22 protein-coding genes are annotated in these 25865 nt (G+C 61.0%); 10 read left to right on the top strand and 12 right to left on the bottom strand.

Features of this window, described 5'->3' with window-relative positions; all coding sequences use genetic code 11:
- Positions 1-18: 18 nt before the first annotated feature.
- The 3 genes from TM1040_RS07995 to TM1040_RS07985 all read right to left on the bottom strand — a co-directional run bounded on the left by TM1040_RS07995 (position 19) and on the right by TM1040_RS07985 (position 5568).
- Positions 19-1956 (bottom strand): acetyl-CoA carboxylase biotin carboxylase subunit, encoded by a 1938-nt coding sequence (locus TM1040_RS07995; protein WP_011538083.1) that lies wholly within the window; start codon positions 1954-1956, stop codon positions 19-21.
- An 80-nt stretch (positions 1957-2036) separates the two neighbouring features.
- Positions 2037-3641: a carboxyl transferase domain-containing protein gene (locus tag TM1040_RS07990; RefSeq protein WP_011538082.1), complete on the bottom strand. Its 1605-nt coding sequence runs from the start codon at positions 3639-3641 to the stop codon at positions 2037-2039.
- A 400-nt stretch (positions 3642-4041) separates the two neighbouring features.
- Positions 4042-5568 carry an AMP-binding protein gene (locus TM1040_RS07985; protein ID WP_044027033.1) on the bottom strand — a complete coding sequence of 509 codons (1527 nt, stop codon included), beginning with the start codon at positions 5566-5568 and terminating at the stop codon, positions 4042-4044.
- Positions 5569-5716: 148 nt separating this feature from the next.
- Between TM1040_RS07985 and TM1040_RS07980 the strand changes: the two genes are divergently transcribed.
- Positions 5717-6319, top strand: coding sequence for an OmpW/AlkL family protein (locus TM1040_RS07980; RefSeq protein WP_011538079.1), 603 nt, complete (start codon positions 5717-5719; stop codon positions 6317-6319).
- A gap of 128 nt (positions 6320-6447) precedes the next feature.
- On the opposite strand, the gene TM1040_RS07975 is transcribed toward TM1040_RS07980, so the two are convergent.
- The 3 genes from TM1040_RS07975 to TM1040_RS07965 form a co-directional block, all read right to left on the bottom strand.
- Positions 6448-6798 (bottom strand): hypothetical protein, encoded by a 351-nt coding sequence (locus TM1040_RS07975; RefSeq protein ID WP_011538078.1) that lies wholly within the window; start codon positions 6796-6798, stop codon positions 6448-6450.
- Between the two features lie 7 nt (positions 6799-6805).
- Positions 6806-7969, bottom strand: a complete 1164-nt coding sequence (locus TM1040_RS07970) for an isovaleryl-CoA dehydrogenase (protein ID WP_011538077.1) — start codon at positions 7967-7969, stop codon at positions 6806-6808.
- Between the two features lie 166 nt (positions 7970-8135).
- Positions 8136-9341, bottom strand: coding sequence for a DegT/DnrJ/EryC1/StrS family aminotransferase (locus TM1040_RS07965; protein ID WP_044026685.1), 1206 nt, complete (start codon positions 9339-9341; stop codon positions 8136-8138).
- Between the two features lie 141 nt (positions 9342-9482).
- Here TM1040_RS07965 and TM1040_RS07960 point away from each other — a divergent pair, with 141 nt between their 5' ends.
- Complete coding sequence (locus TM1040_RS07960; RefSeq protein WP_011538075.1) at positions 9483-9941, top strand: hypothetical protein; 459 nt, start codon at positions 9483-9485, stop codon at positions 9939-9941.
- Between the two features lie 43 nt (positions 9942-9984).
- Here the strand turns inward: TM1040_RS07960 and TM1040_RS07955 are convergent, their stop codons facing one another.
- Positions 9985-10662: an HAD-IA family hydrolase gene (locus TM1040_RS07955; protein ID WP_011538074.1), complete on the bottom strand. Its 678-nt coding sequence runs from the start codon at positions 10660-10662 to the stop codon at positions 9985-9987.
- A gap of 135 nt (positions 10663-10797) precedes the next feature.
- Here TM1040_RS07955 and glmU point away from each other — a divergent pair, with 135 nt between their 5' ends.
- From glmU to TM1040_RS07940, 3 genes are read left to right on the top strand one after another with little or no spacing between them, the layout of a single operon-like run.
- Positions 10798-12147: a bifunctional UDP-N-acetylglucosamine diphosphorylase/glucosamine-1-phosphate N-acetyltransferase GlmU gene (glmU, locus tag TM1040_RS07950; protein ID WP_011538073.1), complete on the top strand. Its 1350-nt coding sequence runs from the start codon at positions 10798-10800 to the stop codon at positions 12145-12147.
- Between the two features lie 4 nt (positions 12148-12151).
- A complete protein-coding gene (gene glmS, locus TM1040_RS07945; RefSeq protein WP_011538072.1) occupies positions 12152-13960 on the top strand; it encodes a glutamine--fructose-6-phosphate transaminase (isomerizing) in 1809 nt (602 codons plus the stop codon).
- Positions 13957-14634 carry a DNA alkylation repair protein gene (locus TM1040_RS07940; RefSeq protein ID WP_011538071.1) on the top strand — a complete coding sequence of 226 codons (678 nt, stop codon included), beginning with the start codon at positions 13957-13959 and terminating at the stop codon, positions 14632-14634. Before glmS ends, TM1040_RS07940 begins: the two co-directional genes overlap by 4 nt.
- A 26-nt stretch (positions 14635-14660) precedes the next feature.
- Here the strand turns inward: TM1040_RS07940 and TM1040_RS07935 are convergent, their stop codons facing one another.
- Positions 14661-15251: a hypothetical protein gene (locus TM1040_RS07935; RefSeq protein ID WP_044026684.1), complete on the bottom strand. Its 591-nt coding sequence runs from the start codon at positions 15249-15251 to the stop codon at positions 14661-14663.
- Positions 15252-15355: 104 nt separating this feature from the next.
- Between TM1040_RS07935 and moaA the strand changes: the two genes are divergently transcribed.
- The 5 genes from moaA to TM1040_RS07910 all read left to right on the top strand — a co-directional run bounded on the left by moaA (position 15356) and on the right by TM1040_RS07910 (position 20077).
- Positions 15356-16363, top strand: coding sequence for a GTP 3',8-cyclase MoaA (moaA, locus tag TM1040_RS07930; RefSeq protein WP_011538069.1), 1008 nt, complete (start codon positions 15356-15358; stop codon positions 16361-16363).
- Positions 16364-16374: 11 nt separating this feature from the next.
- On the top strand, positions 16375-17679 hold the full coding sequence (locus tag TM1040_RS07925; protein WP_011538068.1) for a 3-deoxy-D-manno-octulosonic acid transferase: 1305 nt from the start codon (positions 16375-16377) through the stop codon (positions 17677-17679).
- A gap of 10 nt (positions 17680-17689) precedes the next feature.
- Complete coding sequence (locus tag TM1040_RS07920; protein ID WP_011538067.1) at positions 17690-18763, top strand: glycosyltransferase family 4 protein; 1074 nt, start codon at positions 17690-17692, stop codon at positions 18761-18763.
- 253 nt (positions 18764-19016) lie between these two features.
- On the top strand, positions 19017-19409 hold the full coding sequence (locus tag TM1040_RS07915; RefSeq protein WP_011538066.1) for a hypothetical protein: 393 nt from the start codon (positions 19017-19019) through the stop codon (positions 19407-19409).
- A gap of 284 nt (positions 19410-19693) precedes the next feature.
- Complete coding sequence (locus TM1040_RS07910) at positions 19694-20077, top strand: hypothetical protein (protein WP_011538065.1); 384 nt, start codon at positions 19694-19696, stop codon at positions 20075-20077.
- 107 nt (positions 20078-20184) lie between these two features.
- On the opposite strand, the gene TM1040_RS07905 is transcribed toward TM1040_RS07910, so the two are convergent.
- From TM1040_RS07905 to TM1040_RS07890, 4 genes are all read right to left on the bottom strand, one after another.
- On the bottom strand, positions 20185-21348 hold the full coding sequence (locus tag TM1040_RS07905; RefSeq protein WP_011538064.1) for a M20 aminoacylase family protein: 1164 nt from the start codon (positions 21346-21348) through the stop codon (positions 20185-20187).
- Between the two features lie 80 nt (positions 21349-21428).
- On the bottom strand, positions 21429-22601 hold the full coding sequence (locus TM1040_RS07900) for a M20 aminoacylase family protein (RefSeq protein WP_011538063.1): 1173 nt from the start codon (positions 22599-22601) through the stop codon (positions 21429-21431).
- 202 nt (positions 22602-22803) lie between these two features.
- Positions 22804-23970: an acetylornithine deacetylase gene (gene argE, locus TM1040_RS07895; RefSeq protein ID WP_011538062.1), complete on the bottom strand. Its 1167-nt coding sequence runs from the start codon at positions 23968-23970 to the stop codon at positions 22804-22806.
- A gap of 3 nt (positions 23971-23973) precedes the next feature.
- Positions 23974-25794 carry an ABC transporter ATP-binding protein gene (locus TM1040_RS07890; RefSeq protein ID WP_011538061.1) on the bottom strand — a complete coding sequence of 607 codons (1821 nt, stop codon included), beginning with the start codon at positions 25792-25794 and terminating at the stop codon, positions 23974-23976.
- Positions 25795-25865 lie beyond the last annotated feature (71 nt).

Here is a 25865-nt window from a genome sequence, read left to right as displayed (position 1 = left end):
CCGGTTCATGCGCGCGGCTCAGGCCTCTTCCTCGAGCCGCACCAGCGCTGCACCAGCCTCCACCTGATCGCCCGCTTGCGCAAGAACTTCTGCAACCACGCCGTCACGGGCGGCTAGCAAAGAGTGCTCCATTTTCATGGCCTCAAGGATGGCGAGCCGGTCGCCTTCTTTGACTGCGGCGCCCGCCTCGGCAAAGACCGCCTTGACCAAGCCCGGCATCGGGGCCTCAATGAGGTTGCCATCCCCGGCAGCGCCTGCGGCACGGTCCAGCGGGTCAACGACCTTGAAGCTCAGCCCATAGCCGTCAAAAATCGTGATGGCGTCGCCACTTTTTGCATAGGGTGGCAAGGCCATGCCGCTGATAACCCAGCCCGACCCCATGCGATTGACGGCAAACATATCTCCATCAAGGATCCAGTCCTGACGATCCGGGCCGCTCAACTCGACCGAGGCTTCGAAACTCTCGCCCTGCGCTTCAAGCGTAACGGAACGGTGTAGGTCCGCCCAAAGCGTGAAGCCCATTTCGGGTTTGGGATCGATCACATCAAGCGCCACCATCGCAGCCGCGATCTTGTGTTCGGCCCTCATCTCCGGCGCGGCAGCAAGACTGTCGAGATCGCGCGCGATCAGGCCCGTGTCCACGTCGCCCGCAGCAAAGCCTGCATGCCGGGTGAGCGCACCGAGGAAGGCAAGGTTTGTTACGGTTCCGGCAACCTCGGTCCGCGCGAGCGCGTCATCCAGCTGACGCAGCGCTGCCGCGCGCGAGGGGCCATGCACGATCACCTTGGAGATCATCGGATCATACCAAGGGCTGATGGTGTCCCCTGCCCGCACACCGCTGTCGGCGCGCACCCCTTCGGGAAAGGCCAGATGCGAGAGCGTGCCGGTGGCGGGCAAAAAGCCCTTGGGCACATCCTCGGCATAGAGCCGCGCCTCAAAGGCGTGGCCGGTAATGGAAAGGTCGTCCTGTTGCATGGGCAGCCCTTCGCCAGAGGCGACGCGCAGCTGCCACTCCACCAGATCGACGCCAGTGATGAGCTCGGTAACCGGGTGTTCCACCTGCAAACGGGTGTTCATCTCCATGAACCAGAACCCGTCCGCACGCAGCCCTTCCGAGCCGTCCACAATGAACTCCACCGTGCCCGCGCCCGCATAGCCGATCGCCTCGGCGGCACGCACGGCGGCCTGTCCCATGGCGGCGCGCATCTCGTCGGTCATGCCCGGGGCCGGGGCTTCTTCGATCACCTTTTGGTGGCGACGTTGCAGCGAACAGTCGCGTTCAAACAGATGCACCGCCGATGTGCCGTCCCCAAAGACCTGTACCTCGATATGGCGCGGCTTCTGGATGTATTTTTCAATCAGCACCGCCGGATTGCCAAAGGACGTGGTGGCTTCGCCCTGCGCCGAGGCGAGCGCATCGTTGAAATCCTTGGGGTCCTCGACCAGCCGCATGCCCTTGCCACCGCCGCCTGCAACCGCCTTGATCAGGACCGGATAGCCGATGCTGTCCGCCTGTTTGGCGAGGAAGCCCGCATCCTGCGTGTCGCCGTGATAGCCGGGAACCACCGGAACGCCCGCCTCTTCCATCAGTGCCTTGGCGGCGTCCTTGAGACCCATCTTGCGGATCGCACTGGCAGAGGGGCCGATGAAGGCGAGACCGGCTGCCTCGACCTTTTCCACAAAATCGGGATTCTCCGACAGAAACCCATAGCCAGGGTGTATGCCTTGCGCGCCGGTGGCTTTGGCGGCGGCGAGGATCTCGTCCTGCAGCAGGTAGCTATCCGCCGGGGCAGGTCCATGACCGACATGGACAGCCTCATCCGCAAGGGCCACATGTTTGGCGTCTCGGTCAGCATCGGAGTAGACGGCGACGGTGCGTACACCCAGACGACGGGCGGTTTCCATCACCCGGCATGCAATTTCGCCGCGGTTGGCAATCAGGATCTTGTTGAACATCTTGCGGTGCTCCTTTTGAGGGACCGTCGCGGCCGGGGGCTCTGCCCCCGGACCCCCGGGATATTTGAGGTTAGAAGAGGTTACATGCGGAACACGCCAAAGCGTGTGTCCTCGATGGGGGCGTTGAGGGCAGCGCTAAGCGACAGCGACAGCACATCGCGGCTTTTGCGTGGGTCGATAATGCCGTCATCCCAGAGCCGTGCCGAGGCGTAGAGCGGGTGGCTTTGTTCGGCGAACATATCGATGGTGGGCTGTTTGAACTGCGCCTCTTCTTCGGCGGACCATGTGCCGCCCTGGCGCTCGATCGCATCGCGTTTGACCGTGGCCAGAACGCCCGCCGCCTGCTCGCCGCCCATCACGGAGATGCGCGAGTTGGGCCATGTCCAGAGGAACCGGGGTGAATAGGCCCGCCCTGCCATGCCGTAGTTGCCCGCACCAAAGGAGCCGCCCACCAGCATGGTGATCTTGGGCACATTGGTGGAGGCCACCGCCGTTACCATCTTGGCCCCATGGCGGGCGATGCCTTCGTTTTCGTATTTGCGGCCCACCATGAAACCGGTGATGTTTTGCAGGAAGACCAGCGGGATCTTGCGCTGGCTACAGAGTTCCACGAAATGCGCGCCCTTTTGTGCGGCTTCTGAAAAGAGCACGCCGTTGTTGGCGATGATGCCGATGGGGCAGCCCTTGAGGTGGGCAAAGCCGGTGACCAGCGTTTCGCCAAAGCGGGGTTTGAACTCATCAAAGCGCGAACCATCAACGAGACGCGCGATCACCTCGCGGATGTCATAGGGCGTGCGCAGATCGCCCGGCACCACGCCAAGGATCTCCTCGGGATCGTAGGCGGGCTCTTCCGGGCTCTGCCAGTTCACGCCCTGGGGTTTGGTGCGATTGAGATGGCTGACCGCGCGCCGCGCGAGGGCCAGCGCATGGGCGTCATCCTCAGCGAGGTAATCCGCCACGCCCGAAAGCCGCGTGTGCACATCCCCGCCGCCCAGATCCTCGGCCGAGACGACCTCGCCGGTGGCGGCCTTCACCAGCGGCGGGCCTGCAAGGAAGATGGTGCCCTGTTCCTTAACGATGATGGTGACGTCGGACATTGCCGGCACATAAGCACCACCTGCGGTACAGGAGCCCATGACCACGGCGATCTGCGGAATGCCCTTGGCCGACATCCGCGCCTGATTGTAAAAGATGCGGCCAAAGTGGTCGCGGTCGGGAAAGACCTCATCCTGCTGCGGCAGGTTGGCGCCGCCACTGTCCACCAGATAGACGCAAGGAAGGTTGTTTTCCTCGGCAATCTCTTGAGCGCGCAGATGTTTTTTCACCGTCATCGGGAAGTAGGTGCCACCCTTCACGGTGGCGTCGTTGCAGACCACCATGACCTCCTGACCGTGGACACGCCCGATACCAGCAATCACGCCTGCCGCCGGGGCTGCGCCACCATACATGCCATGGGCCGCCGTCGCACCAACCTCCAAAAAGGGCGAGCCGGGATCAAGCAGGTTCGCCACCCGGCGGCGCGGCAGCATCTTGCCGCGACTTTCATGTCGGGCGCGGGATTTCTCGCCCCCGCCCAAGCGTGCAGCCTCGGCGGCCTCGCTGATCTCGGCCAGAGCGGAGAGATGGGCAGCTTTGTTTGCCTTGAACCCTTCAGAGGAGGGCATTGCCTTGGATTGAAGTTTCATTTCGGTTCCTCTTCCAAAGGGAGACGACGTGAAAAAAATAGTACGGACGCCAAAGCGGAGAAAACCAGGAATGGGAAAGCCACGAAACGCAGCTTGGTCTGACCGTTTTGCGCCAGATACGACAGTTCAGGAAAGGCGAAGTGGAGCGCGGCGCTTGTCACAAACAGAGAGAAAAATACCAGTGGTATTGCGCGCGATACAAACCGCCAAAGGTATGCTCGAGAACTGAGCGCGACTCGCCAGTGCTTTCCACAGCCTCGACACTCGGCAATCTGCGGCCAACCGCGCCCCGTGAGATGCGAAAGCGGCACCGCTCCGCCACATGTTGGACAGGTATGAAAAAACAGGCGCGACGCCCAAGCGACATGCTGGTCACTCAAACTGCGGCTCCTTGCCTTCATCACTTCCCCTCCCCCGCAGCCCGCGCCTTGAGTTCTTTACGGATCACCTTGCCCGTAACCGTCATCGGCAAAGCGTCGAGAAAGGCGATCTCGCGGGGATAGGAATAGCTGGCAAGGCGCTCTTTGACGTAATCCTGCAGCTCTTTTTCGCTTGGGGCGTGGTCCGGTTTCAGCACCACATAGGCCTTGACGATCTCAGTGCGCAGGGCGTCGGGCTTGCCGACCACACCGACGGTGGCAACGGCCGGGTGAGTCATCAGACAATCCTCGATCTCGGAGGGGCCGATGCGGTAACCGGCAGAGGTGATCACGTCATCCTCACGCCCCACGAAGCGCAGATAGCCCGCCTCCCAGATGCCGCGATCCCCGGTCACCAGCCAGTCGCCGTGAAACTTCTCGGCGGTGGCGTCGGGGCGGTTCCAATATTCCAGCATCATCGACCCGGAACCACGGCGCACCGCCACATCGCCTTCCTCACGGGTGGGCTGGCCGTCTGCGTCGATCACCTCGACCACATGCCCCGGCACCGGTTTCCCGATGCAGCCAGGGCGCACGGGGAAGTCCGCGCAGCAAGAGGACACCGTCATGTTGCATTCGGTCTGGCCGTAGAATTCGTTGATGGTGACGCCCAGGTGACGCTGGCCCCAGGCGAGCATCTCCGCGCCCAGGGGCTCTCCGCCGGAGGCCACGGAACGCAAACCGTCGAGCCCCTGCCCCGCTGCTTTTAGCATGCGCAGGGCGGTAGGCGGAAAGAAGACGTTGCGCACCTCGCCCAAGCGCATCACCTCGGCGCAGGTTTCAGGCGTAAACTTATCAAGCCGCGCGGCGACGACCGGCACACCCAGCGCAAGGCCCGGCATTGCGACATCAAAGAGCCCGCCGATCCACGCCCAATCCGCAGGCGTCCAGAGACAATCACCGGGCTGGCCAAGATGGTCGTGACTGATCGACACGCCCGGCAGATGCCCTGTCAGCATCCGGTGCCCGTGCAAGACTCCCTTGGGTTTGCCCGTGGTACCGGAGGTATAGATAATGACCGCCGGGTCCTCGGATCCAGTGTCGGCGAAGGGCACCGGATCGCCCTCGACGCCGATCTCTGCCGTAATCAGCGGCTCGGCCAAATCGCCAAGCTGCGCCGCGCCCTCCCGATCGGTCAGCACATACTTCGCACCTGCATCCTCGACGCGGTTGGCAAGGGCGTCGTGCTGAAACAGTTTAAATAGCGGCACCGAGACTGCGCCAATTTTCCAGATCGCCAGATGCGCCGCCACACACCAAGGTGATTGCGACAAGAGCACTCCGACGCGATCACCGGGGGCGACACGTTGCAGCAATGTGCGCGCCAGACCATCGACCATTACGGCCAATTCCCGATGAAACACATCACGGCGGGTCCCGGAGGTGAGGTCAATGATCGCGAGTTTATCGGCCGGGTGATCCATCGCCTGCGCCGCCATATTGAGCCGCTCGGGGATGTCCCACCCGCCTGTGGCGGTAAGCCCGGGAATGATGCGTTTCTCAGTCATGTTTAACCCTGCGTTCTGCGCATAGGTGGTATGCAATTTTTCCAATCTTTCCAAAGGGAAAGGAGGGTCTCATTTGATCTAGATCAGAGCGCGCGCACCTCATCGCTGGCAATGTCGCGCCATACTGATGAAAGAAGGGATTCTCCCCATGAAAACTCTGGTTTCCGCCCTCGCACTGGGCGTTGCCGCCGCAAGCTTTGCTGCCCCCGCCATGGCCCAATCTCAGGGCGACTGGACCTTTGGTGTCGGTATCATCAACGTGAACCCGAAGTCCGACAATGGCACGCTTGCCGGCGCTGCGGCCACGATTGACGACAACACCCAGCTGTCGCTCACGGCGGAGTATTTCATCCGCGACAACCTCGGCATTGAACTCTTGGCGGCCTCGCCGTTTGAGCACGACATCGCGCTTGGAGGCAGCAACATCGGCTCCACCAAACAACTGCCGCCGACCCTGTCGCTGGTCTATCATATCCCCACCAAGGGCAAGGTGACCCCCTTTGTTGGTGTCGGCGTGAACTACACCACCTTCTTCTCGGAAGAGTCGTCGCTTGGCACGCTCGACCTCGACAACAGCTTTGGCTTTGCCGCAACGGTGGGGGCTGACTGGCAGACCTCGGAGCGCGGCGCGTTGCGTCTGAACGTGCGCTACATGGACATCGACACCGACGCACGGCTCAACGGTGCACCCATTGGCAAGGCGGAGATTGATCCGGTCACTGTGGGTGTCTCTTACGTGCACCGCTTCTGATCCTTTGTCCAAGCCGCGCGCATTTTCCGCGCAGCATTTCCATCCCAGTTGCGCCACCTTCATGGTGGCGCTTTTTTGTTCCACCGTCCTTGCGCGGCGCTTGCCTTGCCACCGCGCCAGTTGCGCGGTCAGGTCTGTGGCGCGCGTGGCGCGCCTTCTCCTGGCGCAATGTACTCAATCAGCCCGCCCAGCCAGTTTATCCGGTAGCGAAAGCTCCCAGCATCCGTATGACCCTCCGGGCGGCATGTCACCACGAGCCAGGTCCAAAGATGCCCGCGCTCTGCCGGACGCGCTGCGCAATCGCTGATCTGCGCCGATCCCAAAGCCCCAGAGTCTGCGTGATCCCCGAGGTATTTCTGCGCATAGAGCGTAATCACATCGGTTTCGGTGATCCCCTGCCGGATCAGCCCGTAACGGAACCCGACAACCGCCAGCACAAGCGCCAGCATTGCAACCGGGAACCAATAGGCGACCCGCATCTGCGCCTTAGCTCATATGGCCCATCAACTCGCGCCCGATCAGCATGCGTCGAATTTCTGACGTGCCCGCTCCGATCTCCATCAGCTTGGCATCGCGGAAGATCCGACCGACCGGATTGTCGCTCAGATAACCCGCCCCGCCAAAGGCCTGTACCGCCTGATGCGCCTGCGTCATCGCCACCTCAGAGGCGTAGAGACAGCAGGCCGCCGCATCCTGACGGGTCACGGTGCCCTTGTCGCAAGCCTTGGCGACCTCATAGACGTAGGCGCGTGCGGTGTTCATCGCAGTGTACATATCCGCGATCTTGCCCTGCATCAGCTGGAAGTTCCCGATGGGTTGGCCAAATTGTTTGCGTTCGGCCATATAGGGCATCATCTCATCCATGCAGGAGGCCATGATGCCGGTGCCGATCCCCGCAAGCACCACGCGTTCGTAATCCAGACCGGACATCAGGACGCGTACGCCCTTGCCCTCTTCGCCAAGCACGTTTTCAAACGGAACTTCCACATCCTCAAAGACCAGCTCCGCGGTGTTTGAGCCACGCATGCCAAGCTTGTCGAAATGCTTGGAGGTGGAAAAGCCCTTGAATTCCTTCTCGATCAGGAAGGCGGTGATGCCTTTGGAGCCCGCCCCTGGATCAGTCTTGGCATAGACCACCAGCGTGTCCGCGTCAGGACCATTGGTGATCCAGTATTTGTTGCCGTTCAGAACAAAGCGGTCGTTGCGCTTTTCGGCGCGCAGCGACATCGAAACCACGTCGGAACCCGCGCCAGCCTCGGACATTGCCAGCGCGCCCACATGTTCGCCAGAAATGAGGCGCGGCAGGTATTTGGCTTTTTGCTCGGCATTGCCGTTGAGCTTGATCTGGTTGACGCAAAGGTTGGAATGCGCGCCGTAAGACAGCGATACGGAGGCCGAGGCCCGCGCGATTTCCTCGACCGCGACGGTATGCGCCAGATAGGACATGCCCGCGCCGCCAAACTCCTCATCCACGGTGATGCCCAGAAGACCCAGCTCGCCCATCTCTTTCCAGAGCTCGGCGGGGAATTCGTTTTTCTGGTCGATCTCCTGCGCCATCGGTTTGACGCGCTCCTGCGCCCAGCGGTGCACCATGTCGCGCAGGGCGTTTACGTCCTCGCCTAGATCGAATGTCATGCTTGCGTTGAACATTGCGCGTCTCCTCCCGAGTCACGATATTTAATGAACACTTGTTCAATAAATGACACAGAGCTGCGAAGCGGTCAACGCTGATGTTGCACAGAGCAGCGCGCAGGCCTTTTGGCCCTCACGCGATGCAGGGCTGGAAACAATCGCCGGTTTTAAGAGTCTGCGTCGGTTAGACCTGCTGCCCCTGCGCCTGCCAGACGGCGCTGACCTCTGCGCGAATGATGCGGGCAATGAGCGCGCAATCCTCAAGACTAAAGGTCAACGGCACGCGCATATCGAGGATGCCTGCAAGGATGCGGTCGCTTTTTGGCAGGCTCTGCGCGGGCGCATAGCGCCAACTATCATAGCGCGAGGTAAAGGCGACAGGCTCAGCCCCGCCAAACCATTTGAGCTCCACGCCGCGTGCTGCACAGCGCGAGAGCACGTCTTGGACCGCCTCCGGCGCCCAATCCAGAAGCAGGAACTGAAAGGACGAGCCTACATAGATTTCGGCCTCCGGACGCTCCACAACACGTAGGCCCGGTGTGTCCCTCACCCCGGCCTCAAGCGTGCGGTAGCGATCGTTCCAGCGTGCCACCTGCGCATCAAGGTCGCGCAGTTGCGGCCGCAGGATCGCGGCGCGCAGGTTGTCCATGCGACCCGAGATATTGGGCGTCTCGTATTTCACCCGCTCGAACACTTCAGGCTCAGGTGCCGCCAGATGGCGCGAATAGAGCATGTAGGACCCAGAGAGCATAATGGCCCGAGCCGCGACGTCTGCATCGTCGGTGATCAAAAGCCCGCCTTCGCCAGAGTTCACATGTTTGTAGGTCTGGCAGGAATAGCACCCGATCAGGCCATGGCGCCCGGATGGTGTGCCATTCCAGCTGGCCCCCATCGTATGCGCGCAATCCTCGATGACGGTTACACCAGCGGCGGTGCAGATTTCCATCAGGTGATCCATATCGCAAAGGTGGCCGCGCATATGACTGAGCATCAAGACCTTTGCCTCGCCCGCCTTGGCCTTGAGGTCGTCGAGATCGATGGTCAGATCCTCGGTCACATCAACATACACCGGCTCTGCGCCGACCGATGCAATCGCCCCCGGCACCGGCGCCAATGTGAACGCGTTAGTGAGCACTTTGTCCCCATGCCCCACCCCAACGGCGCGCAGCGCAGTGGCAAGCGCATAGCCCCCGGACGCGACCGCAAGGCAGTATTTTGCCCCCATCAGCTGCGCAAATTCCTGTTCCAGCAACGCGGTTTCGCCCTGTTCCTCTCCGGCGAGGTTGTAGCGATGGATGCGCCCGTGGCGCATTACCTCGACGGCGGCAGCGATGGCCTCCTCGGGGATGGGGTCTTGCTGGGTGAAATTGCCGGTAAAACGCTCTGTCATGGGCAAAGTCATGATCCGCGGCCCGCGCAAGGTCAAGAGCGCAGAGGGTGCCAGCTTGCCGCAGGTTTGCGGTTCCCTCGGATCAAGCCACAGGGTAACCTGACCAAGATTGTGATCCGAACCTGCGAAAGGGCCACTGACATGAACTCCCTCATCCCCTCCATTGCACTCGCTGTCGCGATCTACAGCGGCGCTGCCGATGCTCAGGACACCTCGGGCCTGACCGCAGAGCCGCAGGTTGCGACCGGAAAGTTCCTCACCGCCACCGAAGTCAAACCGATCCTGAACGCCACTCAGTCCAACTGGGTCGCGGTGCGGGAATTCAACGGGCAGGATCTGGTCTATGTGACCCATCTCTGGGCTTGGCGCTGCGGGCTTGCACAGATGGAGCTTGCCATCAACGAGGGCGACTACGAGGTCTGGGACATGCCCGAATGCCACGCCGACGAGGGCTCTCCCGGCGCCATCAAGAGCGGCGACGGCGACCCCTATCGCAGTTTTGAGTTGGGGTCCGTGCAAACCATCAAGGTGCGTCTGGTCTATGATGACCTGACCACTGCAGAAGCTGCGTTTGAACGCGCATCTATCATGACCCCCTGACTATCCCCCCCTGACGCATCAGAGGGGTGCGATGCCGTCAGGGTCAGCGGGCGTCGTTGACCCCGATCAGCCCCGCCACGACAGCTGGCAGATCGGCATAATCATGCAGCAGCGCCTCGGGTTCCAACGCGGCCATTTCGTCCCCCGCCGGGCCAAAAGTCACCAGCACCGACGGCACCCCGGCGTTTCGCGAGGTATTGCGGTCGGTGTCACTGTCCCCGATCAGAACGCACATCTCAGGTGTGCCGCCGGCGCGGCGCGCGGCTTCGAACAAGGGCTTTGGATCAGGTTTGCGCACCGGTAATGTGTCAGCCCCCACAAGCGAGGCAAATGCATCACGCACGCCAAGGCGCTGCATCAGATCCTCTGCCAGCGCCTCGGGTTTGTTGGTGCAGATCCCGACGCCGTAACCAGCCCCTTTCAGGGCCTCCACCGCCGCCATCGCGCCGGGATACATCACCGTGTGGGTGTCGATGCTGTCGCGATAGGCGTCGAGAAGCACAGGGTAGTATTCCTCGACCGTGGCCTCGCGGTACTGACCTGCGCGCGTCAGCCCCTCGGCAAGCATGCGCTTCCCGCCGCGCAACGCGATCTTTGCGTCCTCGGGATGGGTGAGCATTTCGCCGAGCCCCATGACCCCAAAGCAATGATTGGCCGCCGCCAGCAGATCGACAGATGTATCGGCCAAGGTGCCATCAAGGTCAAAGATCACTGTGCGCATGAAAGATCCCCCGTTTCGGCGCCATTTCGCCGCCCGATGTTGCAAGTCGCAACTGAAGTTTATGGCAGCGCATCTTGCGCATCCTCTGTTAGCGGATAGAACGGGGGCAACAAAAACTCAAAGGGAAAACACCCCATGAGCACTGCCCTCGTCATCCTCGCCGCAGGCAAAGGCACCAGGATGAACTCCGATTTGCCCAAAGTCCTGCATCAGATCGCACATGCGCCGATGCTGGAACATGCGATGCGCGCCGGGGGGGCGCTTGACCCCGAGCGCACGGTGGTTGTGGCAGGCCACGAGGCCGAGATGGTGCGCGCGGCCACCGCAGAGATCGCCCCTGAAGCGACAGTGGTGCTGCAGGAAGAGCAGCTCGGCACCGGCCACGCGGTACTTCAAGCGCGCGCGGCACTCGAGGGATTTCGCGGCGATGTCGTGGTGCTCTATGGCGATACGCCTTTTGTGTCGGCCGAGACGCTGGAACGCATGATCGAAGCGCGCAGCCGCGCCGATCTAGTGATCCTCGGCTTTGAAGCCGCCGATCCTGCGCGCTACGGCCGGTTGATCATGCAGGGCGAAAGCCTTGAGAAAATCGTCGAGTTCAAGGACGCAAGCGACGCCGAGCGCGCGATTACATTCTGCAACTCGGGCCTCATGGCGTGCAACGCCGAGGTGATGTTTGGCCTGCTTGATCAAGTGGGCAACGACAATGCCTCTGGCGAATACTACCTGACCGATCTTGTCGAACTCGCGCGGGCCGAGGGGCTGAGCGTCACGGCCGTGTCCTGCCCCGAAGCGGAAACGCTCGGCATCAATTCCCGCGCGGACCTCGCGGCCGCGGAGGCGGTGTTTCAGGCGCATGCGCGGGCTGAGTTGTTGGACATCGGCGTCACGCTGACGGCTCCTGAGACCGTCCATCTGGCCTTTGACACCATCATTGGTCGTGACACGGTGATTGAACCCAATGTGGTCTTTGGTCCCGGTGTCACCGTTGAGAGCGGCGCTTTGATCCGGGCGTTTTCGCACCTTGAGGGCTGCCATGTGTCGCGTGGCGCCAAGGTCGGCCCCTACGCCCGCCTGCGCCCCGGCGCGGAGCTGGCCGAGGACACCCATGTGGGCAACTTCGTTGAAATCAAGAACGCTGAGATCGCCGCAGGCGCCAAGGTGAACCACCTGACCTATATTGGCGATGCCTCTGTGGGTGAGGCGACGAATATCGGAGCGGGCACAATCACCTGCAACTACGATGGCGTCATGAAGCATCGCACCGAAATCGGCGCGCGCGCCTTTATCGGATCAAACACGTGTTTGGTCGCCCCGGTGACCGTTGGCGATGAGGCGATGACGGCAACAGGTGCTGTCATCACCAAGGATGTCGCTGATGGAGATCTGGCGATTGCGCGCGTCCAGCAGACGAACAAACCAGGCCGCGCACGCAAGCTGATGGATATGCTGCGCGCCAAGAAAGCCGCAAAGGCCAAAGGGTAATCACATGTGTGGAATTATCGGAGTTCTGGGCAACCATGAAGTCTCGCCCATTTTGGTCGAAGCGCTGAAACGGCTGGAATATCGCGGATATGACAGTGCAGGCATTGCCACGGTGAACGGCGGGCATCTGGACCGGCGCCGCGCGGTGGGCAAGCTGGTGAACCTTTCGGATACTTTGGTGCATGATCCGCTGCCCGGCAAATCCGGCATTGGGCACACCCGCTGGGCCACCCACGGCGCGCCGACGGTCTCTAACGCGCATCCGCATCAGGCGGGCTGCGTCGCAGTGGTTCACAACGGGATCATCGAGAACTTCAAGGAATTGCGCGACGAACTGGCGGCTCATGGCATCCGCTTTGTGACCGAAACCGACACAGAAACCGTGGCGCTCTTGTGCGAATTCTACATGCGCGACGGCACCTCTGCCGCAGAGGCGGCACGCAAGACCGTGGCACGGCTTGAAGGGGCCTTTGCGCTGGCGTTCTTGTTTGATGGCGAAGAGGACCTTCTGATTGCCGCCCGCAAGGGATCGCCCCTGGCCGTAGGCCATGGCGAGGGCGAAATGTATGTCGGTTCCGACGCGATTGCGCTGGCGCCGCTGACGGATCAGATCACCTACCTCGAAGAAGGGGATTTTGTGGTCCTGACGCGCAACAGCCATGAAATCTGGGACGCCAAGGGCAACATCGCCAACCGCGAAAAACGCCAGATCAAACTGGAGAACACCCGCGTCGAAAAAGATGGCCACAAGCATTTCATGGCCAAGGAAATCGCCGAACAGCCCGTCGCCGTTGACAAGGCGCTGAAGGCTTATCTGGACGACAGCTGCGCGATTGAGCTGCCCGAAGGGCTGGATTTCAAAAAGATCGAGCGGCTTTCGCTCGTGGCCTGCGGCACTGCCTACTACGCGTGTCTGGTGGCGAAATACTGGCTGGAAACGATCGCTCGCCTGCCCGTTGAGGTCGATGTGGCCTCGGAATTTCGCTACCGCGAGCCCCCCGTCGGCCCCGGCACGCTGGCGCTCTTTGTCAGCCAGTCGGGCGAAACCGCGGACACTCTGGCAGCGCTGCGCTACATGCGAGGGAAGGCCGATGTGATCGCCGGGTTGGTGAATGTGCCCGAAAGCTCAATCGCGCGTGAAAGCGATGTGGTGCTGCCCATCCACGCCGGCCCGGAAATCTCCGTAGCATCGACCAAAGCCTTTACCTGTCAGTTGACGGTGCTTTTGATGCTCGCGCTCAAGGCAGCACAGGATCGCGGACAGAAGCTGCCCGCAGGCATGCCCGCTGACTTGCGTGCCCTGCCCGGCCTGATCCATCAGTCGCTGGCCTCTGAGGCGCAGATCGCTGCTGCCTCACGCGATCTGGCCGGCGCACGCGACATCATTTTCCTCGGGCGCGGCGCCCTCTACCCGCTGGCTCTTGAGGGGGCGCTCAAACTCAAGGAGCTGAGCTATATCCACGCCGAAGGTTATGCCTCGGGCGAGCTGAAACACGGGCCCATCGCGCTCATTGATGACAGCGTGCCAGTGATTGTCATGGCACCGCGCGATGCGCTCTTTGAAAAAACCATCTCCAATATGCAGGAGGTGATGGCGCGCGGTGGTCGGGTTATTCTTGTGACCGACGCCGAAGGCGCGCGCGAGGCCTCCGAGGGCACCGCTGAGGTCATTACCATGCCGCAGGTACCCGACGCACTGGCCCCGATCCTCTATGCGATCCCGGCACAGCAGATCGCCTATTTCACCGCCATTGCCAAAGGCACCGATGTGGACCAGCCGCGCAACCTGGCCAAATCCGTGACCGTCGAATGACGCTCGACGACGCACTGGAGGCGCTTCGTGCCGAGATTGAGCCCGGACGCGCAGAGCAGATGATAGCCTACCACAAACAGAGCCGTGAGGTTCTGGGCGTCGGCAATGAAGTGCTGAACACGCTGTCGCGCGACTGGCGCGCCGCGCTTGATCTGAACGCGCGCGTCGATCTTGCGGCAGAGCTTTGGGCCAGCGACATCTTCGAGGCGCGGATTTTGGCAGCCAAATTGCTGACGCAGGCCCGGATCAAGCCGGATGCGGCCGCCTGGGATCTGTTGCAAAGCTGGGTGCCCGACTTTGACAGCTGGGCGATCGCGGATCATGCCGCCTCGGCCATCTCAAAACGTCTCGTGGCTGATCCAGCGCGGCTCGACACTGTGGAAGACTGGACAACCTCTGAGCACATGTGGACCCGCCGTGCGGCGCTTATGTCCACCCTGCCCTGGGCCAAGTTTGCCAACCCCAAACCCGAACAGCTCGCCGCGCGCGAGCGCATTCTGGGATGGGCTGCAGGATATGTGCCAGATCGCGACTGGTTTATCCAAAAAGCGATTGGCTGGTGGCTGCGGGATCTTTCAAAACATGACGCCGAACGAAGCAAGGCTTTCTTGGCCGAGCATGGCGAAAGCATGAAAGCCTTTGCCCGCAAAGAAGCCGCGAAATACCTGAAATAACAAATCACGAGCCGGGCGGCGCGGTGCTAGACCGGGCCCACCCGCAATTCAACAAGCTCAGTGAGCGGCAAGCCCAGCGCGCGCATACCATCAATTGAAAGGCGGCTGCCCTGGCCCGCAGAGCCAGAAATTGGTTCCAGCGTCACCACTACGGATTTACCATTCGGCGCAGTCAGGCGCGCGTTGCGCCGCGAGGACACCAGTGGCGTTTCCATCCAAAGCCCGTCACGCCCGGGATCGCCCAGACCTGCAACGGTGGTTTTCTGCCCGACAAAGGACTGTTCCGAAGCCACAACCGGTGCAGGCGTGCTGCTTTGCGTCGGCGCAACAGGTTGCGGCGCGACCTCCCGAACGGGCTGCGTATCAAGCGCCGCTGTTGTGACCTCCTGACGATCCGACGGAGAGGTCCATGTCCCGCCCGAAGTCGTCAACTCCTGCGTCTCGACCTCTGGCGGTGCATCGGGCGAAACCGGCCGCGCCGGTTCGATCCGAACGCCGGAGCCAGAGCCCTGCAAAACCTGAGAACTCAGATGCACACCGCCCAGAGCGTTGCACGCGGAAACACCACCGGCAGCCAGCGCGGCAAGGGTCAGATATTTGAATGCACGTCTTGTCATGGCGAGACCCTAGCCCGACCTCATGGGGGATGCCAGCCACAAAGCTGGATTTGCTGCATAAGCTCCTATTGTCCTGAGCGATTTCCCGCCTTACCTATAGTTTTATGACAGCACCTTTGATTGATCCCTTCGCGCGCGCGATCACCTATCTTCGGGTCTCGGTTACGGACCGTTGCGATTTTCGCTGCGTTTATTGCATGTCCGAGAACATGACCTTCCTGCCGAAGAAGGAGCTTTTGACGCTCGAGGAGCTCGATCGCATGTGTTCCACCTTCGTGCGACTGGGCGTTGAAAAACTGCGTATCACCGGAGGAGAGCCTCTGGTGCGCCGTGACATCATGACGTTTTTCCGCTCGATGACGCGGCATCTGGACAGCGGCGCCCTTAAGGAGCTGACGCTGACCACCAATGGCTCGCAACTCGAAAAACATGCACAGGCGCTCTATGACGCCGGGGTGCGGCGGGTGAATGTGTCACTGGACACGCTCGACGAGAAGAAATTCGCAGACGTCACCCGCTGGGGCCGCCTGCCGCAAGTGCTGCGCGGGATCGATGCGGCGCAGGCCGCGGGCCTCAAAATCAAAATCAACGCGGTTGCGCTCAAGGGCTTTAACGAGGACGAGCTGTTCTCCATGACCCAGTGGTGCGCAGATCGCGGCATCGACCTCACCTGGATCGAAGTCATGCCGATGGGCGACATCGGAAACGAGAGCCGTCTGGGCCAATACTGGTCCCTCAAAGACGTGCGCAAAGCCTACGAGAGCGGTTATCAGGTCACCGACCTGGCGGAACGCACAGGCGGGCCTGCGCGCTATGTGCGGCTTGAGGAAACCGGCCAAAAGATCGGTTTTATCACGCCCCTTAGCCATAATTTCTGCGAAAGCTGCAACCGCGTGCGCCTCACCTGCACAGGGGAGCTTTATATGTGCCTTGGCCAAGAGGACATGGCTGATCTGCGCGCGCCGCTGCGCGATCATCCCGACACCGAGGCGCCCCTCGAAGAAGCCATTCGCGCGGCCATCAACCTCAAGCCCAAAGGGCATGATTTTGACTACTCCCGCCAGACCGTCGACGGCCAGATGCCGCGCCACATGAGCCACACCGGCGGGTAAGGCTCCAGACGATGACCGATCCATCGCAGGTCGCCCCGACCCTGCTCTATCACCTCTATCGCGGTGCCAGCACGCTCTTGGCGCCGCTGATGTGGTCCAAAGTTGCAGGCAAGCTGCGTGCGCATGGGCTTCCGGAAGAACGGGTTCGTGAACGCCTCGGGCACGCGACCCTGCAGCGCCCCAAGGGCCGACTGATCTGGTTTCATGCCGCCTCTGTCGGCGAGAGCCTGTCGGTCCTCACGCTGATCAAACGTCTGGGCACCATGGCGCCGGATCTGGAATTCCTGATCACCTCGGGCACACCCACATCTGCCGATCTGGTCGCAAAACGCCTGCCTCCCCGCACCCGCCACCAGTTTCCGCCTCTGGACACCAGAGCCGCGGTGACGCGATTTCTGAACCATTGGCAGCCGGACCTCGGGGTCTTTGTCGAAAGCGAGCTTTGGCCGCAAATGCTGGTGCGCGCGCGCGATGCGGGCGTCCCATTGGTGCTGCTCAATGCGCGTCTTTCGCCCAAATCGGTCGCCAGCTGGAAGAAACGGCACGCCACCGCGCGGTTTCTACTGGATCAGCTTGCGCTGATGCTCACCCAGAACAGCCAGACGGCGATCAACCTCAAGGCCATTGGTGCAGACCCCACACGTTTGCGCGCTGGCAGCAACCTTAAGGCGCTCTCGGAGCCCCTGCCAGTGGATCAGGCCATCCTGGAGGACGTCCGGGACGCAATCGGTGCGCGACCGGTCTGGGTCGCTTCCTCCACCCATGAGGGCGAGGAGGAAGTCGTGTTAGAGGCGCATAGAGCGCTCTTGGCGGATCATCCGGATCTGCTGCTCTTGCTCGCGCCACGCCACCCACACCGGGGCGATCAAATCGAAGCGATGATTGCCGAGGCAGGCCTCACTTCCATTCGGCGCAGTCGGGACGCCCTGCCCCGCACCTCGACACAGGTGTATCTTGCGGACACATTGGGCGAAGTGGGCATCTGGTACAGCCTGTGCCCACGGGTCTTCCTTGGCGGTTCTCTCCGCGAAATCGGAGGGCACAACCCCTTTGAGGTGATGCAAGCGGGAGGCGCGGTGCTGACTGGGTCCGGGGCCTATAATTTTGCCGAATCCTTTGCGGAGCTGATCGAGCTAGGCGCGGCCCATGAAGTTCAGGATGCCAGCTCGCTTGCCGACGCGGTCAGGACTTGGCTCGACGCGCCGCATACCCTAGACACGGCCCGCGCGCGGGCACGCGATTTTCTGGCCCGCCAATCCGACCAGATGGATGACACTGTGACGGCGCTGCTCGACTTGCTGCCGTCCCCCACATAAAGGGCGCCTGATGAGCCAGATCGACCTCAACCAGATCGACGTGATCGCGCCGAACTTTAAGAAACGCTATTCTGGTGTGACTTCTACCGTGATCCGGCTCGTGCCCATCCAGGCACGCGAGATCGCCATCTGCGCCGCTGCACCGGACTTGCCCGCCGAGGTGCCACAGGTCAAACCCGGCGCGCTCTGGACCATGGCGCGCAAGGGGCCATCCGGGGCGCGGGTCTGGCACGCCCGACGCAACAATGAAATGGTGGCTGGGCTTTTGCTCAAATACCTTTTGGGGAAGCGGCTGAAACTCCTGTTCACCTCGGCTGCGCAACGCCGACACACGGGGTTTACCCGCTGGCTGATCCGGCGCATGGACGCGGTGATTGCCACCTCTTCGAGGTCTGCAAGTTATCTGGAACGCAATGCAACCGTCATCCGTCACGGTATCGACTGCGACCTGTTCCAACCGGTCGCGGATCGCGCCGCCTTGCGACGCGCGCTTGATCTTCCCGAGGATGGGCTGCTGGTCGGTTGTTTTGGGCGTATCCGCCCGCAAAAAGGCAATGATCTTTTTGTCAAAGCGATGATCGCTGCCTGCCGCGCCAATCCAGAGGTGCGTGGCCTGATGATGGGGCGGGCGACAGCGGACAACGCAGAGTTCCTGCAGGGCCTCAAGGATGAGGTGGCTGCGGCGAGCCTCTCGGATCGCATCCTGTTCCGCGATGAGGTGGCTGTCGAAGATGTGCCGCGCCATTTCCAGGCGCTTGATCTCTATGTTGCACCACAACGCTGGGAAGGCTTTGGGCTCACACCGCTTGAGGCAATGTCCTGCGGCGTGCCCGCAGTTGCCACCCGCGTCGGGGCTTTTGAAGAGTTGGTCATTCCGGGCGAGACCGGCACGCTCTGCGACATAGAGGATGTCGACAAGATCACGGCTGATGTCATTGCTCTGCTCTCGGATCGAGACCGGTTGAATGAGATGGCCACAGCGGCACGTGAGCATGTGGCCGGGACTTTCCGCCTCGAAGGCGAGGCAGCTGCCATCATCGCGATCTATCGCAAGCTGCTCGGCCAAAACGGCGCGGGCGCCTAACCCCTGCGGTCGCTCCTGCGCAAGCGCAAACATTCACCATATTGAAATATGCAAATGCGTCCCACGCGCTCAACTATGTTGATGGGATCCGCCCCCACACCATAGATTTCAATAATTGACATATATTTTCGATTTTTCCCCGAAAATTGGCGGATGATATTTGAAATACTTACCTACGCGATAAGTCCCTCGAGCCACCGATGGATTCGCACTTTTGAAGAATTCGAATTCTTCATGTCGTTAGGAGGTAAATATGTACAAACCCTTTGCGCTTACTGCTGCCATGATCGCAACCGTCTTTGGCTTCTCCACCCCCACCCATGCAGGAAACCCCGGAAAGGTGTCGTCAGAGACGCCCCGGGTCCTGCGCATTTCCAAGGGTATTTGCGAAACATCCCGGCAGGATATGATCGGCTGGGCGCGCAGGATAGAAGGCGTTGGATCCTATGCTGTGCCCCGCTATCCGGCAGGCCAGCAGGTGAAATGCGACGGCTCAGACTCGGTTCTGCCGATTGGATATTCCTGGGGTTATGACACGCAAGCAGAGGCAGACGCTGCTGCGATGGCAGCCTGCACCGCACGGCTTCCAAGTGGGTTTGACAGATGCGTGGTGATTGGCCAGAGCTTCGATCGGACTTCTCGTTAGCCGCTTTGGTGCCGAAGGTGATCCCAATGTGACCAGGGGGTGGGGATTCGCGCGCCCTTGTGCAATCCCCTGCCAAGCATTCGGCGCAAAATCGCCGTGAAGGCTTTAGGATATCTATCTGATATTCATACACAAAGCAGAAAAAGCCCGCATCACAAAAACCGAATATCATAAAATTTTCGGAACATTTTCCGGATTTGAGAGTAATCTAAGTGCGCGGCGCGTATCGTTGCCGCAACTTTGTATCAGTCGTCATGCCCAGCATGATGGAGGAGGTTTTTAAAATGTTGAAGAAAGTTACACTTACCGTCATCGCCCTTGGATCTGCTCTTGCGATCTCTGCTCCGGCCTTCGCCCAATCGGCCAATCCCTTGGTGGACAAGGATCTGCGCTTGTTGCGACTTGATGCACGTGTATGCGACAGCTCCAAACAGGCCATGGTGAATTGGGCTGCAAAGATTGATGGCCACGGATCCTATGCTGTGCCGGCCTACCCGGTCGGGGTCGACGTAGACTGCGGCTCCTCCTCGAATGTTCTTCCGATCGGTCAGTCCTTCGGCTTTAGCGATCAGAAGGCCGCAGATATTGCGGCATTGAACCAGTGTCAGGCGACGCTCCCAAGTGGATTTGATCGCTGCGTGATCATTGGCCAGAGCTACAAAAAATAGTCTGCTGATCCTTACGAGAGTGCAGCTGGGAAGGTGAGACAAAAGCCCAAGCGGTTGCACAAAAAAGGGGGCCGAAGTGGCCCCCTTCTTCACTTTGATGATACGGATCAGGCTGCGGGCATGCGCTGCTCGACGATCTCCGCCCACCAGCTGCAGCCTGCGGGAATCGCATCATCGGTGAAGTTATACTTGGGGTGATGCACGGCGGCGGTGTCCCCATTGCCGACGAGAATATAGGCACCGGGACGCTCTTCGAGCATGAAGGCAAAGTCTTCGCCCCCCATCACCAGCGGCGCCTCATCGCACTGCCCGGAAATGTCACGCGCCACTTTGGCGGCAAACTCGGTCTGCTCGTCATGGTTCACCATCACCGGATAGCCACGGTGGTAAGTCACATCGGCTTCACCGCCAAAGGTCGCTGCGATGCCCGCGCAGATTTCCTTGATACGTTTTTCAGCAAGATCCCGCATCTCGGGCGCCATGGTGCGCACGGTGCCTTTGATCTGAACGCGCTCAGGAATCACGTTGAACGCCTTGGAGGAGGTCTCAAAAGAGGTCACAGAGACCACGATCTGATGCACGGGATCGGCGTTGCGGGCAGCGATGGTTTGCAGGGCAAGCACCGCCTGCGATGCCATCACGGTCGAATCGATGGTTTCCTGCGGCTTAGCGGCATGGCCGCCTTTGCCGGTAAAGGTGATGTCGAACTGATCGGTCGCCGCAAAGAAGGCACCCGAACGGATTGCAAAGCTTCCAACCGGGCGACCCGGCCAATTGTGCATGCCATAGACTTCCTGGATGCCCCAGCGCTCCATCATGCCATCATCGCACATTTCCTTGCCGCCGCCGCCGCCTTCTTCGGCAGGCTGAAAGATCACCACAACGGTGCCGTCGAAGTTCCGCGTCTCGGAGAGATATTTCGCCGCGCCCAAAAGCATGGCGGTATGACCGTCATGACCACAGGCGTGCATGGCGTTTGCGGTCTTGGAGGCATACTCCAGCCCGGTTTCTTCATGGATCGGCAGCGCGTCCATATCGGCCCGCAGACCGATGACCTTGCCTGATGCGGAGGATTTACCCTTGATGACGCCCACAACGCCGGTGCGGCCAATGCCCGTGACCACTTCGTCGCAGCCGAACGCCTTGAGTTTCTCCTCCACCAGCGCGCTGGTGCGATGGGTTTCGAACAGGATTTCGGGGTTTTCGTGCAGGTCACGTCGCCACGCAGTAATTTCGGGCAGCAACTCAGCAAAGCGGTTCTTGACGGGCATAGGTCTTTCTCCTTGTCTTTCGGATGGTCACACCCGGCACGGGGAGCGGCCGGGTGCACAGGGGCTGCAACGCAGCGCCCTTATGATGAGCTGGCGGGCATGCGGCGTTCACAAAGCTCGACAAACCAGCTGCACCCAAGCGGGATGGCGCAGTCGTCGAACTGATAGGCCGGGTGATGACACATGGCCGTGTCGCCATTGCCCAAGAAGATATAGGCGCCGGGGCGCGCTTCAAGCATGTAGGCGAAATCCTCCGACGGCATGATGGGCGCCGCATCAGGGTCGACTTTCTCGGCAACTGCTCTGGCGGCCTCCACCGCATATTCAACCTCTTGGGCGGTGTTTTCCGTGACCGGATAACCTGGGGTCCATTTGACCGTGGCATTCGCCCCGAAAGCCGAGGCGGTATCTTCGGCCACGCGACGCACGCGCTCTTCTGCCAAGGCGCGGTTTTCGGAGTCGAGCGTGCGTACCGTGCCTTTGAGCTTGGCGCGATGGGCGATCACATTCGACGCCGTGCTGTCGGTCTCAAATGTGCCGACGGTCAGCACCACGCGATGAATGGGATCGATGTTGCGCGACACGATAGAGTGAAGCGAGACCACGATCTGCGAGGCCACTAGCGTGGTGTCGATCGCGTCATGCGGTGCCGCGGCGTGGCCGCCCTTGCCGGTCACTTCGATCTCGAACTCGTCCGAAGAGGCCAAGAGCCCGCCAACACGGGTCGCGATATGGCCCATTGGCAGGCCGGGCATATTGTGCAACCCGTAAACCTCCTGGACGCCCCAACGATCCATCACCCCATCGTCGACCATCGCCTTGCCTCCGGCCCCACCTTCCTCTGCGGGCTGGAACAGCAGAACCACCGTGCCATCAAAGTTGCGCGTCTCGGAGAGGTATTTTGCAGCGCCCAAGAGGATCGCGGTGTGGCCGTCATGACCACAGGCATGCATTTTGCCAGGCGTCTTGGACGCATAATCTAGGCCTGTTTCCTCGTGGATCGGCAGTGCATCCATGTCGGCACGCAGGGCGATCACCTTGCCCGATGCGGTGCTCTTGCCCTTGATGACGCCGACAACACCGGTCTTGCCGATACCCGGCACTACCTCGTCACAGCCAAAGGCATTGAGGCGCTCCTGAACCAGTCCGGCGGTGCGATGCACGTCATACATCAACTCGGGATGTTCGTGAAAATCATGACGCCAAGCGGTGATTTCGGGCAGCATCTCGGCAAAGCGATTCCGAACGGGCATGAGCTCTCTCCTTAACGTGTTAGCGAAATGAGTGCCGCATGGGGGGCCGGAACGCAAGGGCTGTTGCACAAGTGAACCAACAGGTGCCATGCCCCATGCACATGCCTGCGCAACGGGCGAACGGTAGCGCACGACAATCGAAAGCGCGCGGCATGCGCCACGCGGATCGAGGCCTGCGGGACATGCGCGGTATCAGGGAGCCCTATGCAGAGAGACGCGAAAGCAGATCTTGCATGAACTTTGTACCGGCCTCAAATTGCGCAACGGTGATAAACTCATCCGCCTGATGCGCTTGTGCGATGTCACCGGGGCCGCAGACCACTGCGGAGTAGCCCGCAACCTGATAGTGACCGGCCTCGGTGCCATAGCTCACCACATGGCGGGCGTTGTCACCGGTGAGCGCACGCACCAATGTTTCTGCGGCACCATCGGTCTCCGGCGCGAGCCCCGGCACGCTAAAGACTTTTTCAAGCGTGATCCCTGCTTCTGGGCGCACCCTCTGCATCTCGGCCTCGATGCGGGCGATTTCCGCCTCATATGCCGCCTGCCAATCGGCAAGGCTCTCACCCGGGACGACCCGGAAATCCATCCAGAAATTACAGTCCCCTGCCGTGATGTTATGCGCGGTCCCACCCGATATTTTGCCCACATGCACCGTGGTCCAGGGCGGCGTGAACATGGCCGCGACCTCGGTCTGGGGCCTTGCGCGGTTTTCGGCGTTGCGATGGTTGGCCCAGTCGACAATGCGCGCCGCCTCCATCACGGCGCTCACACCTTCATGCATCAGCGAGCTGTGAACCTCAAAGCCGCGCACATGAGTCGCCATCGCAAAGGCGCCCTTGTGACCCGTCACCGCCTTGAGCATCGACGGCTCGCCCACGATGACCGCCTCGGCCTTGGGCAGATATTTCTGCATTTCCTCGATCAGGGGCGGCGCGCCGGTGCAGCCAATTTCCTCGTCAAAGGTGAAGGCCAACTGAAGCGGGCGCTGCAGATCGGTGTAGTTCCCCTCGACCAGCGCCCAGAGCGCCAGCGCGTCAAACCCCTTCATATCCGCGCAGCCACGGCCAAAATACTTGCCGTCCCGCTCCACCACCTCAAATGGGTCAGAGCTCCAGTCCTGTCCCTCGACGGGCACAACATCGGTGTGCCCCGACAGCACGACTCCGCCTTCGACCTTCGGGCCAACATGAGCATAGAGCCCGGCTTTTTCGGGCTGTTCGGGATCGATCCAGACATGATGCTCGATCCCATGCGCGCTCAGATACTCCGACGTCCACTCAATGAGCGGCAGATTGGTTTCGCTGCTCACGGTCGGAAAGGAGACCAGACGTATCATGATCTCCAGCGGTGAAAGCCGTTGGATCATGGATCAATAGCCAGAATCGGTGGTCAGCACAAAGTGCCCCGGCTCCACTTCCATGTATTGCGAGGGCTCTGCCTGATAGTTCATGTCGTGGATCGGCGATGGGATCGGTTTGAAGTTCAGATCCTTTTCGCTCTTGCGCTGGTTGGGGTCGGCAATCGGAACCGCCTTCATCAGCGCCTGCGTATAGGGGTGCGCCGGGTTCTCAAACACACGCGCACGCGGGCCAATTTCGACCAGACGCCCCAGATACATCACGCCGACCTGATGGCTCACCCGTTCGACCACGGCCATATCGTGACTGATGAACAGGAAGGAGAGGCCCAGATCGGCCTGCAGTTCCATCATCAGGTTCAAGACCTGCGCCTGCACTGACACATCGAGCGCGGAGACGGCCTCATCCGCAACGATCAGTTTCGGGTTGAGCGCGAGCGCACGGGCAATCGCGATCCGCTGGCGCTGACCACCGGACATCTCGTGCGGGAAGCGGCGCATGAAGCTGCGCGGCAGGTGGACCCGATCAAAGAGCGATGCGACCCGGTCCTGAATTTCGGACCCGGAGGCGATATTGTAGTTCTTCATCGGCTCCGCGACCTGATCCATCAGCTGCATCTGCGGATTGAGTGAGGCAAAGGGGTCCTGGAAAATCATCTGCATATCAAGGCGCGCCTTGTGCAGTTCTTTCTGGTTGAGGCCGATCACATCGCGCCCCTCAAACTCTACCTTGCCCGAAGTCGGTTCCACCAGTCTCAGGATCGACCGGCCACAGGTTGATTTCCCGCAGCCCGATTCGCCCACGAGGCTCAGGGTCTGACCCTTGAAGACCTTGAAGGACACATCCTCAACCGCGTGGACCTGCGCCACGGTGCGGCGCAGAAGCCCACCTTTGACAGGGAAACGGGTGACGAGGTTTTCGACGTTCAGCAGCACCTCATCGGTGCCGGTGATCGGCTTGATCTCGGCCTGCTCGACGCCCATGAGCTTCATGGGTTCGGGGTAATCCTTGCCACGCATCTCGCCAAGCTTGGGAACCGCCGCCAGCAATGCCTTGGTATAGTCATGCTGCGGGTTCTCGAAAATCTCGTGGACGGTGCCCTCTTCGACCTTGTTGCCGCGGAACATGACAACCACCCGGTCGGCCATCTGCGCCACGACAGCCATGTCGTGCGTGATAAACATGACCGCAGTGCCGGTTTCACGCTTCAAGCGGTCCATCAGGGCGAGGATCTCGGCCTGAATGGTCACATCGAGCGCGGTTGTGGGTTCATCCGCGATGAGCAGACGCGGCTCGCACGCCATCGCCATCGCGATCACTACCCGCTGGCGCATCCCGCCAGACAGTTCGTGCGGATATTGCTTCATGCGGCGCTCGGCCTCGGGAATGCGGACCTCGCGCAGAATCTCGATGGCCCGGGCCTCTGCCTGTTTTTTGTCCATCCCCTTGTGGATTCGCAGGCCTTCCGTGAGCTGGCGGCCCACTGTGAAGACCGGATTGAGCGCGGTCATCGGTTCCTGGAAAATCATTCCGATCTGATTTCCGCGAATCTGCTTCATCAAATCGGTCTCGGCCTGAGCAAGGTCGATCGCCTCGCCATCGCCGGGATTGAACATCAATTCTCCGCCCGCGATGGTGCCGCCACCGTATTCCACGAGGCGCATCAAAGACAGGGACGAGACAGATTTGCCCGATCCGGACTCCCCAACGATGCACAAAGTTTCACCAGCAGTCACGTCAAACGAAACATTCTCAACCCCGACCACAGGGCCGTCCTTGGTTTCGAATTCGACCCGAAGGCCTTTGATCTGTGCAATGGGCTGGTCCAGCATCCGCGTATCCTGTCTGTATTGACGCACCTTGGCGGTGCCTGTTGGGGCGCGATCTAAGCCGATGCAGCGCT

The organism is Ruegeria sp. TM1040 (assembly GCF_000014065.1).
Lineage (GTDB): Bacteria > Pseudomonadota > Alphaproteobacteria > Rhodobacterales > Rhodobacteraceae > Epibacterium.
Note: the sequence above shows the minus strand (reverse complement) of the source record. Positions and strands in the feature narration are given on the sequence as shown.

Coding starts and splice junctions, on each gene's coding strand:
- glmS (WP_011538072.1), top strand. CDS start 12,152: ATGTGTGGAATTATCGGAGTTCTGGGCAACCATGAAGTCTCGCCCATT.
- TM1040_RS07985 (WP_044027033.1), bottom strand. CDS start 5,568: ATGACTGAGAAACGCATCATTCCCGGGCTTACCGCCACAGGCGGGTGG.
- TM1040_RS07970 (WP_011538077.1), bottom strand. CDS start 7,969: ATGTTCAACGCAAGCATGACATTCGATCTAGGCGAGGACGTAAACGCC.
- TM1040_RS07905 (WP_011538064.1), bottom strand. CDS start 21,348: ATGCCCGTCAAGAACCGCTTTGCTGAGTTGCTGCCCGAAATTACTGCG.
- glmU (WP_011538073.1), top strand. CDS start 10,798: ATGAGCACTGCCCTCGTCATCCTCGCCGCAGGCAAAGGCACCAGGATG.
- TM1040_RS07960 (WP_011538075.1), top strand. CDS start 9,483: ATGAACTCCCTCATCCCCTCCATTGCACTCGCTGTCGCGATCTACAGC.
- TM1040_RS07965 (WP_044026685.1), bottom strand. CDS start 9,341: ATGACAGAGCGTTTTACCGGCAATTTCACCCAGCAAGACCCCATCCCC.
- TM1040_RS07900 (WP_011538063.1), bottom strand. CDS start 22,601: ATGCCCGTTCGGAATCGCTTTGCCGAGATGCTGCCCGAAATCACCGCT.
- argE (WP_011538062.1), bottom strand. CDS start 23,970: ATGATCCAACGGCTTTCACCGCTGGAGATCATGATACGTCTGGTCTCC.
- moaA (WP_011538069.1), top strand. CDS start 15,356: ATGACAGCACCTTTGATTGATCCCTTCGCGCGCGCGATCACCTATCTT.
- TM1040_RS07980 (WP_011538079.1), top strand. CDS start 5,717: ATGAAAACTCTGGTTTCCGCCCTCGCACTGGGCGTTGCCGCCGCAAGC.
- TM1040_RS07925 (WP_011538068.1), top strand. CDS start 16,375: ATGACCGATCCATCGCAGGTCGCCCCGACCCTGCTCTATCACCTCTAT.
- TM1040_RS07915 (WP_011538066.1), top strand. CDS start 19,017: ATGTACAAACCCTTTGCGCTTACTGCTGCCATGATCGCAACCGTCTTT.
- TM1040_RS07890 (WP_011538061.1), bottom strand. CDS start 25,794: ATGCTGGACCAGCCCATTGCACAGATCAAAGGCCTTCGGGTCGAATTC.
- TM1040_RS07975 (WP_011538078.1), bottom strand. CDS start 6,798: ATGCGGGTCGCCTATTGGTTCCCGGTTGCAATGCTGGCGCTTGTGCTG.
- TM1040_RS07910 (WP_011538065.1), top strand. CDS start 19,694: ATGTTGAAGAAAGTTACACTTACCGTCATCGCCCTTGGATCTGCTCTT.
- TM1040_RS07995 (WP_011538083.1), bottom strand. CDS start 1,956: ATGTTCAACAAGATCCTGATTGCCAACCGCGGCGAAATTGCATGCCGG.
- TM1040_RS07920 (WP_011538067.1), top strand. CDS start 17,690: ATGAGCCAGATCGACCTCAACCAGATCGACGTGATCGCGCCGAACTTT.
- TM1040_RS07955 (WP_011538074.1), bottom strand. CDS start 10,662: ATGCGCACAGTGATCTTTGACCTTGATGGCACCTTGGCCGATACATCT.
- TM1040_RS07990 (WP_011538082.1), bottom strand. CDS start 3,641: ATGAAACTTCAATCCAAGGCAATGCCCTCCTCTGAAGGGTTCAAGGCA.
- TM1040_RS07940 (WP_011538071.1), top strand. CDS start 13,957: ATGACGCTCGACGACGCACTGGAGGCGCTTCGTGCCGAGATTGAGCCC.
- TM1040_RS07935 (WP_044026684.1), bottom strand. CDS start 15,251: ATGACAAGACGTGCATTCAAATATCTGACCCTTGCCGCGCTGGCTGCC.